Annotated in this window: 13 protein-coding genes; 11 read left to right on the top strand and 2 right to left on the bottom strand. The window is 64.9% G+C overall.

Going from position 1 to position 12,972, the window contains the following annotated elements:
* Nucleotides 1–37: 37 nt before the first annotated feature.
* The 8 genes from A5740_RS24515 (at nucleotide 38) to A5740_RS24480 (ending at nucleotide 8,071) form a co-directional block, all read left to right on the top strand.
* Nucleotides 38–454 carry a hypothetical protein gene (locus A5740_RS24515; RefSeq protein ID WP_254849326.1) on the top strand — a complete coding sequence of 139 codons (417 nt, stop codon included), beginning with the start codon at nucleotides 38–40 and terminating at the stop codon, nucleotides 452–454.
* 39 nt (nucleotides 455–493) lie between these two features.
* Nucleotides 494–1,357: an SDR family NAD(P)-dependent oxidoreductase gene (locus tag A5740_RS24510; RefSeq protein ID WP_076198434.1), complete on the top strand. Its 864-nt coding sequence runs from the start codon at nucleotides 494–496 to the stop codon at nucleotides 1,355–1,357.
* 11 nt (nucleotides 1,358–1,368) lie between these two features.
* Nucleotides 1,369–2,442, top strand: a complete 1,074-nt coding sequence (locus tag A5740_RS24505) for a dihydrodipicolinate reductase (protein WP_076198432.1) — start codon at nucleotides 1,369–1,371, stop codon at nucleotides 2,440–2,442.
* A 1-nt stretch (nucleotide 2,443) separates the two neighbouring features.
* Nucleotides 2,444–3,076, top strand: coding sequence for a TetR/AcrR family transcriptional regulator (locus A5740_RS24500; RefSeq protein ID WP_254849325.1), 633 nt, complete (start codon nucleotides 2,444–2,446; stop codon nucleotides 3,074–3,076).
* 252 nt (nucleotides 3,077–3,328) lie between these two features.
* Complete coding sequence (locus A5740_RS24495) at nucleotides 3,329–3,817, top strand: universal stress protein (RefSeq protein ID WP_076198430.1); 489 nt, start codon at nucleotides 3,329–3,331, stop codon at nucleotides 3,815–3,817.
* A gap of 321 nt (nucleotides 3,818–4,138) precedes the next feature.
* Complete coding sequence (locus A5740_RS24490) at nucleotides 4,139–4,579, top strand: MmpS family transport accessory protein (protein WP_076198428.1); 441 nt, start codon at nucleotides 4,139–4,141, stop codon at nucleotides 4,577–4,579.
* The gene (locus A5740_RS24485; protein WP_076198426.1) at nucleotides 4,576–7,464 is read left to right on the top strand and encodes an RND family transporter; all 2,889 of its coding nucleotides are present in this window, start codon (nucleotides 4,576–4,578) and stop codon (nucleotides 7,462–7,464) included. The genes A5740_RS24490 and A5740_RS24485 overlap by 4 nt, the downstream gene beginning before the upstream one ends.
* Nucleotides 7,465–7,504: 40 nt before the next feature.
* Complete coding sequence (locus A5740_RS24480) at nucleotides 7,505–8,071, top strand: TetR/AcrR family transcriptional regulator (protein ID WP_083654398.1); 567 nt, start codon at nucleotides 7,505–7,507, stop codon at nucleotides 8,069–8,071.
* Here the strand turns inward: A5740_RS24480 and A5740_RS24475 are convergent, their stop codons facing one another.
* On the bottom strand, nucleotides 8,072–8,926 hold the full coding sequence (locus tag A5740_RS24475; RefSeq protein WP_076198423.1) for an alpha/beta fold hydrolase: 855 nt from the start codon (nucleotides 8,924–8,926) through the stop codon (nucleotides 8,072–8,074).
* Nucleotides 8,927–9,061: 135 nt separating this feature from the next.
* Complete coding sequence (locus A5740_RS24470; RefSeq protein ID WP_254849324.1) at nucleotides 9,062–9,565, bottom strand: MarR family winged helix-turn-helix transcriptional regulator; 504 nt, start codon at nucleotides 9,563–9,565, stop codon at nucleotides 9,062–9,064.
* 132 nt (nucleotides 9,566–9,697) lie between these two features.
* Between A5740_RS24470 and A5740_RS24465 the strand changes: the two genes are divergently transcribed.
* The 3 genes from A5740_RS24465 to A5740_RS24455 are packed head-to-tail and all read left to right on the top strand — an operon-like array spanning nucleotide 9,698 to nucleotide 12,968.
* Complete coding sequence (locus A5740_RS24465) at nucleotides 9,698–11,515, top strand: glycoside hydrolase family 15 protein (protein WP_076198419.1); 1,818 nt, start codon at nucleotides 9,698–9,700, stop codon at nucleotides 11,513–11,515.
* A complete protein-coding gene (locus A5740_RS24460) occupies nucleotides 11,476–12,531 on the top strand; it encodes an SDR family oxidoreductase (protein WP_076198417.1) in 1,056 nt (351 codons plus the stop codon). Before A5740_RS24465 ends, A5740_RS24460 begins: the two co-directional genes overlap by 40 nt.
* Nucleotides 12,528–12,968, top strand: a complete 441-nt coding sequence (locus A5740_RS24455; protein ID WP_083654397.1) for a hypothetical protein — start codon at nucleotides 12,528–12,530, stop codon at nucleotides 12,966–12,968. Before A5740_RS24460 ends, A5740_RS24455 begins: the two co-directional genes overlap by 4 nt.
* The last annotated feature ends 4 nt before the right edge of the window (nucleotides 12,969–12,972 follow it).

Below are 12,972 nucleotides of genomic sequence, written 5' to 3'. Positions count from 1 at the left end.
CTACTTCGCGAAAAAATAACAGGTGTAATCTTCTCGCGTGGCCGATTCCAGAACAACTCCGAACATGCACCATGTGGTGATCGCGATCGCACCGGAGCGGATCGCCCGAGTGGCGCAGCTTTTCACCGATCTGGGTTTCCAGCTCGATGCCCTCGAGCTCGCCGATGTCGGTCTTCGTGTACTGCTGGACTGGACCCGCGGGATGGAGCTGGTCACGCCATTGACCGACGATCCTGATAATCCGGTGCGCCAGTTCCTCGACGCTCGCGGCGACGGCCTCTACATGATGGTGGTGCGCGTCGACGACATCGTGAGCGCCGAGCAGATCGCCGAGCGTTACGGCGCTACCAGCCGATTCCGCCAACACCGCGATATCGACCCCTGGCAGCTCGACGAGATCGAAATGAGCGTGCTGGGCCTGCCGGTGACGCTGTTGGCCACCGACCTTCCGTAATCAGAACAGACGAAACTGCCCGCACGTAGAGGAGAAGAGATGAGTGAACTAGATGGCAAGATCGCCATTGTCACCGGTACCAGCCGCGGTGTTGGTGTGGGCATTGCACACGAATTGCTCAGGGCCGGTGCCACCGTGATCGGGTGTTCACGCAGACCGCTACCCGGGCTGCCGGGCACCGACGACAACGCGGAATGGCGTCAGCGCTCGGCCCAAATGGTCTGCGATCAGGGCGACTACCACGCAATCGACGCGATGGTGCAAGCAGTCGCCGACCAGTACGGCCGGTTAGATATTTTGGTCAACAATGCCGGCGGTACCGTGCCTTCGCCGTCCGTCGACGCGGTACCGGCATTGGTCGCGCGGCTGCAGGGCACGCCGCCCAGCGACGACGACTACGAGCGCAGCGTGCTCTTTCACGCCTTCGCTGTCCAAATGAATCTGATCAGCCCGCTGTGGTTCGCTATCCGGGCGTATCGGCAGATGAAGCTCCAGGACGGCACCGGTTGCATCATCAACGTGTCCAGCGGTGCGGGCCATCCCGCCGGTTCCCCGACTCTGGTTTCCTACGGAGCAGCAAAATCAGGTCTCAATCAGATGACCCGGTCGCTGGCCCAGGAATGGGGCCCCCAGGTCCGAGTCAACTGTGTTGCCCTGGGGCCGACCATCACCGAGAACTTCGAAGCGTTCGTCCTACCCAAAGACGATCCCGACGGGGCCACGTATTTCAACAACGTGCCCCTGCGCCGCGGTGGAACAGCTGCAGAGGTCGGCCGCACGTGCGTATTCCTGGCCGGCGGCCAAGCCGATTTCGTCAACGGCACCACCGTCGAACTCGACGGCGGAATGCTGCCCGGCGTCCTGTATGAGGCAGGCCTGAAAACGATCACCGACCTCTTGTGAAGGAAAAGCCAATGCCCCGTCGCGTCATCCAGTTCTCCACCGGCAATGTCGGTGTCCACGCTCTGCGCACCATCATCACCCGGCCCGATCTCGAGCTCGTCGGAGTGCACGCCTCGGCTCAAGACAAGATCGGGCGCGACGCCGCCGAGCTGTGCGGTATGACAGACCTGACCGGCGTGAGGGCCACCAACGACATCGAGGCATTGATCAGCCTCGGCGCCGACTGCGTCGTGTATACCTCGCAAGCCGAGACACGCCCGACCGAGGCCTTGGACGATATAGCGCGATTCCTCGCTGCCGGCACCAACGTCGTCGGAACCTCCTTCGTCTGGCTGGTAGCACCAGACTTTGCCGGCGAATGGCTGCGTGAACCTCTGGAAAAAGCTTGCGCACAAGGCGGTTCCACGCTGTACATCAACGGAATCGACCCTGGCTTCTCCGGCGACACCCTGGTGTACGCCGCTCTGAGCCTGGCCGGGCGCGCCACCGCCATCACCGTTCAGGAAGTCTTCGATTACGGGACTTACGACGACGCCGAATTCACTGGCGCCAGCTTTGGTTTCGGTGCATTACCCGACCATCAGCCGATCCTCTTCGCCCCCGGTGTCCTGGACTCGATGTGGGGGATCCAGGTCCGCAGCCTGGCGTCCGACCTCGGCATCGAACTCGACGAGGTTCGCGAATGGCACGAAAAGTGGGTCACCCCGGATCGCATCGCCTGCACGATGATGGACGTCGCGCCGGGTCACGTGGGTGCCGTGCGGTTCGGAGTCCAAGGGATCCGCGATGGCGAGGTGGTGATCCAGATGGAACACGTCAACCGGTTGACGCAGGCCGCGGCGCCCGATTGGCCTTATCCCCCCGACGGCCGCCCGGGGGTTCATCGCGTCGTCATCGAAGGTGACCCCGGCATCGAGATCAACACGCACGTCGGCGGATCAGGCACCGATCACAACATCGGCGGAGTCGTAGGTACCGCAGCGCGCGCCGTCAACGCGATCGGCGCGGCCTGTCAGGCACCGCCTGGCATCCTCGCCGCCCATCACCTGCGCCCGTTGGATCACGTGCGCGGCACGATGTGGTGACATGGTCCGCATGGCCCCACCAGTCAAGCCTCGCCGCCCCCCAGGGGGCAACCAGGCTCGCGCCGAACGCACCAGGCAAATCATCATCGACGAAACAGTGCGTTATATCCTCGAAGAGGGATTCGGTGCCCCCAGCGTGCGCCGCATCACCGAACGTGCAGGTGTTACGTGGGGTGGCGTCCAGTATCATTTCGGTGCGCTTGACGGCCTGCTCCTGGCCGTTGTCGACCAAGGACTGGATCACCTCACCGGTGTCGTCGCCGCTCTACCCGGTCTCACCGCGGGGCTGCCAGCCAGGCGTCGAGCAGAAGTAGTCATCAATGAGCTTTGGCCGGCGTTCGCCAGCCCGACATCGATGGCCGCGCTAGAAATACTCATCACCACGCGACGCAGACGTGGACGCACGATCAACAAGGCACTGGCGAAGGCACAACAGCGATTCACCGAGTTGGGATCGCATCTGGCCGCGGACCTCAACATTCCGCAGGACACGGAAATCGGCAACTTCATCTGGGCGACCCTTCGAGGAAGCGTTGTTGCTCAATTGGTCTCGCCGGTGCCGCTCGACACAGAGCGGGACCGAAACATGTTGATCGAAGTGCTCACCGCCTACGCGCACGCTCAGGAGCGATGACGACGAACGCCCCCACTCCAAGCGGGACACGAGAGGCCGTGAGCATGATCGCGTCGGGGCGTGGTTGCCCTATGGCGTCATCCTGACGACTTTGCGCGCCGAACGGGATTCTCCAGGTCGCAGGTTTGATTCCGGCCAGGGAGGCTTTGTGAACTTGTGGACGTCCAGCGATGCTGGGCGTTTCGATGCCGGGCGACGCCCGGCACGCGTTAATCTCCTGTTTGTCCCAGCACCCGACAGTTCGGAGACGACGTGAGCACCTATCGGACGATCGTCGTCGGCACCGACGGCTCGGACTCGTCGTTACGGGCGGTCGACCGCGCCGCCACGGTGGCCGCGCAGGAGAACGCGAAGCTCATCATCGCGAGCGCATACCAACCAGTGGTCGAGAAGGGTGGCTGGTCCAGGCCGCCGTCGCATGACCATGTGGTCGACACCCGCGCTGCGGACAGTCTCGGCAGCGAAGGCTACAAGATGCACGGCGCTGCCCCGGTCTACGAGATCCTTCAGGTGGCCCGCGACCGTGCGAAGGCAGTGGGGGTCGCCGATATCGCCGAGCGTGCCGTGGAGGGTGCGCCGGTCGACGCACTCGTGAAGCTGGCCAAAGAGGTCGGCGCGGATCTGATCGTCGTCGGCGACATCGGGCTGGACTCGGTCGCCGGACGCCTGTTGGGCTCGGTGCCCGCCACCATTGCCCGTCGGGTCAAGATCGACATCTTGATCGTGCACACTGCGGACTGAGGCGCCGGCGATGTCACCGGACGCGTGACGGCGGTCTCTACCGGTGATGCCGCCGGGCAAACCGCGCACAGTCTGACCGCGTTTTTCGGGAAGTCGGTCCCCGGGCCGAAATGCGTTCGAGGCAGCCGGTTCTGGGCGCCGGCGCGCCGGACGTGCTGCCACGTGGGGAGCTAAAAATTCCGTTTGGGAAGCAACTGTGAGGAATATCAAGATTCCTTAATGGAACGTTGATGATCCATTACGGCCTTGTTACGTTCAGCCGGTTGAAAGCGCGGTCGGGGGTTCCGCCGATGTGCGCTGGTCGGGAGAGGTGGACGGGCCGTGGCGACGGTATTTCGGTGGGCGAGACGCTTCTGGATCCCCTTGGTGCTGGTGGCCGCCGTGGCCGTGAGCGGGTTTGCGATGAACCGCATGCACGGCATCTTCGGCACTCACATCACGACCGACCCGGGAGCCGCCGCCGGCGACGACATCGTCGAGTTCAACCCCAAGCGGGTGGTCTATGAGATCGACGGGCCCAGCGCCACCAGCGGCCACGTCAGCTATCTGGACGCCGATGCCCAGCCCCATACCGAATCTTTCAGCTCGCTGCCCTGGCGGCACGAAGTAATCACGACCCTGCCCACGGTGTTCGCCAACGTGGTCGCCCAAGGAGACAGCGACATGATCAGTTGCCGGATCGTCGTCAACGGCGAGGTCCGCGATGACCAGACCGTGACGCAGCACAACGCCCAGGCCTTCTGCTTGGACAAGGCCGCATGAGCAACCACAGCGCCGGCCCCGGCGAGAACAAGAGCTCAAAACACACCGGCTCCACCCACAAGGGAATCGCTCGCGTCATCCGCGTCGCCGCCGTCCCGATCATCCTGGCCTGGGTAGTGCTCGTCGTGGTCCTCAACGCACTGGTCCCCCAGCTCGAGGTGGTCGGCCACGAGCATTCGGTGTCGCTGTCACCGCAGGACGCACCGGCACTGGTGGCGATGAAGAAGATCGGTGAGCGCTTCGATCAATTCGATTCCGACACCATCGCGATGGTGGTGCTCGAAGGTGACGAGCCGCTGGGCACCGAGGCCCATCACTATTACGACGAGTTGGTCCGCACGCTGCAGGCGGACACCGAACACGTTCAGCACGTGCAGAACTACTGGGGTGATCTGATCACCGCGGCGGGCTCGCAGAGCACCGACGGCAAGGCTGCCTACGTTCAGGTGAACCTTGCCGGTAACCAGGGCGAGACCCTGGCCAACGAATCGGTCGCCGCGGTCCGCAAGATCATCGACGAATCCCATCCGCCCGAAGGTGTGAAAGCCTATGTCACCGGCCAAGGTCCGCTCACCACGGACATGAACGAGGCCGGCGACAAGAGCATGATCAAGATCACGTTCGTGACGATCGCCGTGATCGCGGTGATGCTGATCGTCGTCTACCGGTCGATCGCCACGATGTTGCTGATGCTCATCGTCGTGCTGCTGGAGATGTCGGCCGCGCGCGGTGTGGTGGCGGCCTTCGGTCACGCCGGGATGCTCGGCTTGTCGACGTTTTCAGTGAGCCTGCTGACTTCGTTGGCCATCGCGGCCGGAACCGACTACGCCATCTTCCTCGTCGGCCGATATCAGGAGGCCAGACAAAAAGGCCAGGAGCGAGAAGAGGCCTATTACACGGCTTTCCACGGTGTCGGCCATGTCATCCTCGGTTCCGGGCTCACCGTGGCCGGCGCCATGTTGTGTCTGCATTTCACCCGGTTGAACTACTTCAGCTCGATGGGCATCCCCAGTGCCATCGGCATGTCCGTGGTGGTGCTGGCCTCGCTGACGCTGGCGCCGGCGATGCTGGTGGTCGGCAGCCGGTTCGGTCTGCTCGACGCCAAGCGCACGCTCCGCTCCCGCGGCTGGCGTCGGCTCGGCACCTCGGTGGTCCGCTGGCCGGTCCCGATCCTGGTCGCTGCAATCGCCATCGCTCTCGTCGGGCTGCTGGCCCTGCCCGGCTACCAGACCTCCTACAACGAACGGCTGTACATCCCCAAGGACCTCCCGTCGAACGTCGGATATGCCGCCGCTGAACGACATTTCACCGCCGCCCGGATGAACCCCGACCTGCTGCTGGTGGATGCCGGACGCGACCTGCGCAACCCGGCCGACATGATCGTGCTCGACAAGATCGCCCGAGAGCTGATCCGCGTGCCCGGTATCGCGCGGGTGCAGAGCATCACCCGGCCGCTGGGCCGACCCATCGCCCATAGCTCGGTGCCGTTCCAGGTGAGCATGCAGTCGGTGTCGATGACCGAGAACCTGCAGTTTCTGCGTGAACGCATGGGTGACATGAACACGCTCACCGATGATCTCGGCCGGATGATCGCGATCATGGAGAACATGCTGGGCCTGATGAACCGGATGACCGACATCACCCACGAACTGACCGCGAGCATGAACGAGATGCAGGCGAGCACCAACGAAATGCGAGATCACATGGCTGATTTCGACGATTTCATGCGGCCGATGCGCAACTACCTGTACTGGGAGCCGCACTGCTACGACATCCCGATGTGCCATTCGATGCGCTCACTGTTCGACGGGCTCGACGGCATCGACACCATGACCGAAACCCTCTCCGATTCGGTGAAGAACATGAACGAGATGGATCAGCTGATGCCGCAGTTGGTGGCGCAACTGCCACCGATGATCGCGATCTCGAAGTCCATGCAGGGCACGATGAAAACGATGTTCAGCACGTTCAACGGGCTGATCGATCAAATCGGCAAGATGACCGATACCGCGTCGGTGATGGGCCAGGCGTTCGACGATGCCCGTAACGACGACTCGTTCTACCTGCCACCCGAGGCGTTCGACAATCCCGACTTCAAACGGGGGCTGGATCTGATGGTCTCCCCGGACGGTCAGGCCGCCCAGTTCATCATCACCCACGACGTGGATCCGGCCACCACAGAAGGCATTTCGCATGTCGATCCGCTGCTGCAGGCAGCCCGGGAGGCGATCAAGACCACGCCATTGGCCGACGCCAAGATCTATCTCGGCGGAACGGCGGCCACCTACAAGGACATTCAGGTCGGCGCCCAGTGGGACCTGCTGATCTCGGCCGTCGGCGCCATCACGCTGATCTTCATCGTGATGCTGTTGATCACCCGGGCGTTGATCGCCTCGTTCGTGATCGTCGGTACCGTGATCCTGTCGCTGGCCGCCTCATTCGGGCTGTCCGTGCTGGTGTGGCAGTACCTGCTCGGTATCGACCTGCACTGGATGACCTTGGCATTCTCGGTGATCATCCTCCTGGCGGTCGGCTCCGACTACAACCTGCTGGTGGTGTCGCGGATGAAAGAAGAGATCGGCGCGGGCATCAACACCGGCATCATCCGGGCCATGGGTGCCACCGGCGGGGTGGTCACCGCGGCCGGGTTGGTGTTCGCGTTCACCATGGCGTCGATGGCCACCAGCGATCTGATCGCGATCGGGCAGGGCGGTACCACCATCGGTCTCGGCCTGCTGTTCGACACTCTCGTGGTGCGCTCGCTGATGACCCCGACGATCGCCGCGATCCTGGGCCGCTGGTTCTGGTGGCCGCTGCCGGTACGCCAGCGGCCGGCGCGCTTCCTGTCCGACCGGACCGCCCCGATACCGGTGGCCAGACCGTGATCGAAAGTTCGCTGAGAGACAACGTGGCTATCATCTGCGCATGAGCACAGGCGAGCTCTCGGCCACCCAGGCGCGCACCCGTGGTGCGATCATCGAGGCCGCCGCGGCCGTTCTGGCCGACGACCGAACGGCAACGCTGCCCGACATCGCCAAGGCGGCCGGGGTCGGCCGCACCACGGTGCACCGCTACTTCCCCGATCGGGAGTGCCTGATCAACGAGACCATCGTCGATTCGGTACGGGTGGTGAGCGAGGCCGTCGCCGCCGCCGCACCCGAGGAAGGGTGTCCGGTCGACGCCATGCGCCGGGTGATCAACGCGATGATCTCGGTCGGCAACCGGATCCTGTTCCTGTTCAACGACCGCGCCGTGACGCGGGATATGCCACCGGAGGCGCTGCCCGACTCCAAGAGGCTGATCAGCCTGATCCAGCGCGGTCAGGCGGAGGGAGTGTTCGACCCGGAATCGAGTGCGCTGTGGATCGAGCATGCGCTCTTCGGGCTGATCAACTGGGCCTGCCAGGACTCCAAGGAAGGACTGATGCCGCGGCATGCAGCCGCGCCTGCGGTCATCCGGACCTTCGAACGCGGCATACGCACCCGCGACTGATCAGGGCGTCGCTTCCAAGTCCTCGGCGAGAAACTCCAGGAGCACCCGGTTGAATTCGTCGGTGTGGCTCATGGGGATGCCATGGGGCCCGCCGGCGATGACATGGAGCCGGCTGTCGCGCAGCGCCCCGTGGGTGCGCATACCGGAACCGGCGAAGGGCACCGTGGTGTCCGCGTCACCGTGGATGACCAGACTCGGCACCGTCACCCGGGGCAGGTCTTCGCGGAAGTCGGTGTTGCCGAAGGCGGTCAGGCAGGCCAGTGCGGCGTTCTTGCTGGCCTGGCGGCACATCGCCAGCGCCTGCTGACGTTGCTCTTCACTGACCACGAGTTGGCCGCCGGCCGAGAACACGTCGGTCATCATCTCGTCGTAGAACTCGTCCTGGTTCTTCGTCAGTGACAGCGCCATCTGCGCTGCCTGGGTCTTGCTCAGCGGTCCTTCGGGGTTGTCCTTGGTGTGCAGCATGTACGGGGTGACCGACGAGGCGAACACCACACTGCGCACGCGGGCGCTGCCTTTGCGGGCGCAGTAGCTGGCGACTTCGCCACCACCCATCGAGAATCCGACCAGGGTCGCATCGCGTAGGTCGAGTTCCTCCATCAGCGCCGACAAGTCGTCGGACAGGCTCTCGTACGTGTAGCCGACCAGGGACGTGCTACTCCGCCCGAATCCGCGCCGGTCGTAGGTGATGACGCGGTAGCCCGCGGAGTGCAGGACGTCAACCTGCGGAGACCAGGATTCCCCGGTCAGCGGCCAGCCATGGATCAACACGACCGGCCGCCCCGGACCTCCGGTGTCCTCGACGTGCAGATCGATCGAACGAAGCAGACCGCGATAGGCGGTGATCGCCGTCATGAGCAGGATCTCCCTCCGGTCGGCTCGGTGAATGGCGCTGTCCGGACAGATGATTCAGCGGGTTGTGGCGGCCGACCAGGCCAGTGCATTACCCGCACGCCGCGCGTCGAAACCTGCCGTCGATCGGACCGGCGCTCAGTCCGGGTCTGCCGCACCGGTCTCGTCGGTGTCAACCAGAGCGCGGTAGGCCGTGGTGAAGGCGGTCGCTCCGCGGAGGAGATCGTCGCGCTCGCTGCCTCCGACGCCGGCCGTCACCTCGCGGAACAGCGCGACGCGATGTTCGACCAGATCCTGCAGGACGGCTCGCCCCTCGTCGGTCAGGTCCAGGCGGGTGGCACGCCGGTTCTGCGGGGAGACACCCCGGGTGATCAGTCCGGACTCGGTGAGCCGGTCGGCCAGTCGGCTGGCCGTCGACACCGCGACCTGTAAGGCCTGGGCCAACTCGCTCACCAGGCAGGGGCCGGTCCGTCCCAGCGCCTGCAGCGCACGCAGAGATGACAGGCCGATGCGCTTCTCGAAATGCTCAAGAGCCATGACGTTGACGGCGAGCAAGCCGCGGGTGGCGCGTTCGAGCTGCACCGCGTACTCATCGGCGTCGTCCGTCACACCGCGGTCTGTCAGCAAACGTTCAGCTTTCACGATCCGGCCAGTTTAGTTGCTGATTGCAAGTTGTGCACTCCGCAGAACTTGCCGGTTTGGACAAATTCTGCAGGGGAACCCTTGCGCTAACCATCCGGAGGATCGTCCGACAGCACTGAAGAACAGAGGGCAATGGCGAGAGTTGTTCGCAGCGCGATCGAGGAACCGCATGTGTTGCGGGAATACGCGCTGTTGGCCGACGGGCAGCGCGGGGCCCTGATCGGTCCACGCGGCGACGTGTGCTGGATGTGCGTACCCGGATGGGATGACGACGCGGTGTTCTCCTCATTGATCGGCGGGCGAAGCGTTTTCGCGATAACGCCGGCCGAGCAGTTCGTCTGGGGCGGGCATTACGAAGAAGGCAGCTTGATCTGGCGTTCCCGGTGGGTCACGCGCGACAGCATCATCGAATGCCGCGAAGCCCTGGCCTATCCCGGTGAGGCCCGGCGAGCAGTTCTGCTACGTCGGCTCATGGCGATCCGCGGGGAGGCGCGGGTGGAGGCGGTGTTCTCCCCGGCCGCCGGCTTCGAACGGCGGACCATGACGCATCTGGTCCGCGATCACGAAGACCGTTGGCATGCCATGGTCGGCGAATTGCAGATGCGACTGTCCGGCTTGTCGCACGCCACGGTATCCCGTGACCGCGGTGTGGCCCTGCATGCCGAACTGCAGGTACCCGAGGGCGCGTTCCTCGATACCGTGGTCGAGCTTTCGGTCCCGGGGCCCGCCGGGCCCCCGCCCGATCCCGACGCGTTGTGGCAACGTACCGAAAGCCGCTGGCGTGCAGAGGTTCCCGAATTCAGTACCAGCATCGCCGCCAGTGACGCGCGGCACTCGTACGCAGTACTGAAGGGTATGACCGCCGCCGGCGGCGGTACCGTGGCCGCGGCGACGATGAGCCTGCCCGAACACGCCGACACCGGACGCAATTACGACTACCGCTACGTGTGGATCCGCGATCAGTGCTACGTCGGACAGGCTGCCGCCGTCGACGACGCACATCCTCTGCTCGACGATGCGGTCGGCTTCGTGGCCCGACGGCTGCTCACCGACGGGCCCGACCTGAAACCGGTCTACACCGCCAACGGTGGGTCGGTGACCGACGAAAGCTCGTTGCGATTACCCGGATATCCCGGCGGTTCCGACATTCTCGGCAATCGGGCCCAGCGTCAGTTCCAGCTCGACGTGTTCGGCGAGGCGCTGCTGTTGTTCGCGGCTTCGGCCCGGCACGGTCACATCGACACGGAGCTACACCGTGCCATCAGCACGACCGTCGCCGCGATCGGATCGCGGTGGCAACAGCCGGATGCCGGTGTCTGGGAGACCGAAACGCGTCGGTGGGCCCATTCCCGCCTGACATGCGTGGCCGGACTACGAGCCATCGCACCGTTCATCCCCGCCACCGAAGCGGCTATCGCCGAATCGCTGGCCGACGCCGTTCTCGCCAGCACTGCCGACTGTCGGCACCCGAGCGGCCGTTGGCAACGCGCGCCCGACGACTCGCGGGTGGATGCGGCGCTGCTGATCGCCGCGATCCGCGGCGCGATACCCGCGGACGACCCGCTCAGCATCGGCACCCTGCGCGCCGTCGGTACCGAACTCACCGATGACGGCTTCGTCTATCGGTTCCGTCACGACGACCGCCCGCTGGGTGCCGCCGAAGGCGCATTTGTGTTGTGCGGCTTCTGGTCTGCCCTCGCCAACCATCAGCTGGGCAACGAGGTGGCCGCCGCCCGCTACTTCGAGCGAAACCGTGCGGTGGGTGGGCCACCGGCGTTGTTGTGTGAGGAATTCGACGTGGTGGAACGTCAGCTTCGCGGCAACATCCCACAGGCATTCGCCCATGCACTTCTCATCGAAGCCTCACTACGGCTGGCCGACAGGCCGGCCATTCAGCGAAAGGAGTCGCCGTGTCCACCAGATCATCTCGATCACCGCGCACCGTCGTGATCACAGGGGCCAGTGGCGGAATCGGACGCGCGGCAGCGCGGGCCTTCGGGTCTCGCGGTGATCGCGTCGCCCTGCTGGCACGCGGCGCGTCCGGCTTGGCTGCCGCTGTCGAGGAAGTCGACAAGGCCGGCGGTCGAGCCATTCCCGTGATCACCGATGTCGCCGACCCGGCTCAGGTGGATGCGGCCGCCAGCGAAGTCGAAGAGGCGTTCGGGCCCATCGACGTCTGGGTCAACGACGCGTTCTCTTCGGTTTTCGCGCCGTTCGCCACCATCACCCCGGAGGAGTTCCGGCGAGTCACCGAGGTGACCTACCTGGGATTCGTATACGGGACCATGGCCGCACTGGCCCGCATGCGTTCCCGAGACAGCGGAACCATCGTCCAGGTCGGCTCGGCGCTGGGCGTTCGATCGATTCCACTGCAGTCGGCGTACTGCGGGGCCAAGCACGCCATCAACGGTTTCACCGAGTCCTTGCGCACCGAGCTCCTGCACGAAGGCAGCAACGTCCACGTCACGGTCGTGCAGATGCCGGCCGTCAACACCCCGCAGTTCTCCTGGGTGCGCTCGCGGCTTCCGCGCCGGCCACAGCCGGTTCCGCCCATCTACCAACCCGAAATCGCCGCGAAGGCAATCACCTTCGCTGCCGATCACCCGAAGCGGAAGGAGTATTGGGTCGGCCTCAGCACCGCGGCGACGATCCTCGGTCAGCGGTTGATGCCGTCCGTGCTGGACAGATATCTGGCCAGAACCGGTTACGACAGCCAACAGACCGACGAACCGGCCGACGACCGGCGGCCGGACAACCTGTTCACCCCGCTGGACGGTGACGCCGGAACCGACCACGGCGCCCACGGCGTCTTCGACGACCGGGCGCACAGCCGCTCGCCTCAACAGTGGCTCCTGCAGCACGCGGCGCCGGTCGGCGTCGCGACGGCCGGGGCGGTCGCGATGGCCGGGGCCGGCTGGAACCTTCGACATGCCAACCACTCCGACGACAAAAAGGACCCGTCATGAACCCCGTCAGGGCCGCCGTGCGGGCGATCCGCACCGGACGCTTCGAACGAACACTCTCGGCACTCACCGCCGCCGGTGCTGCCATCACCACCGCCGAGATCTACCTGTCCCACGATGCAGCCAGCTTCGGCAACCGGATGATGTACTGGCCGGTCGTCATCGTGCCGACCGCCGTTCCTGCCGGGGTGGCGTCGTTTCTTTCCGCCCGCGCCGCACACACCGTGCTGCCCGCCGCCAGCGTCCTGATCATCGCCAACGGCCTGCAGGGGACATATCTGCACCTGCGTGGTGTCCGGCAACGGCCCGGCGGGCTGACGAAATACAACATGGAGTCCGGTCCGCCGACGTTCGCTCCCCTGCTGGCCTCGCTGGTAGGTGGCATGGGCCTGCTGGCCGCGGTGCTGCGCCGCGAGCAATTCCCGAACGAAGAGGGCTGAGGCT

This window comes from Mycobacterium sp. GA-1841 (assembly GCF_001954135.1).
In the GTDB taxonomy this organism is placed as follows: domain Bacteria; phylum Actinomycetota; class Actinomycetes; order Mycobacteriales; family Mycobacteriaceae; genus Mycobacterium.
This window is presented reverse-complemented; position numbering and strand designations above follow the sequence as displayed.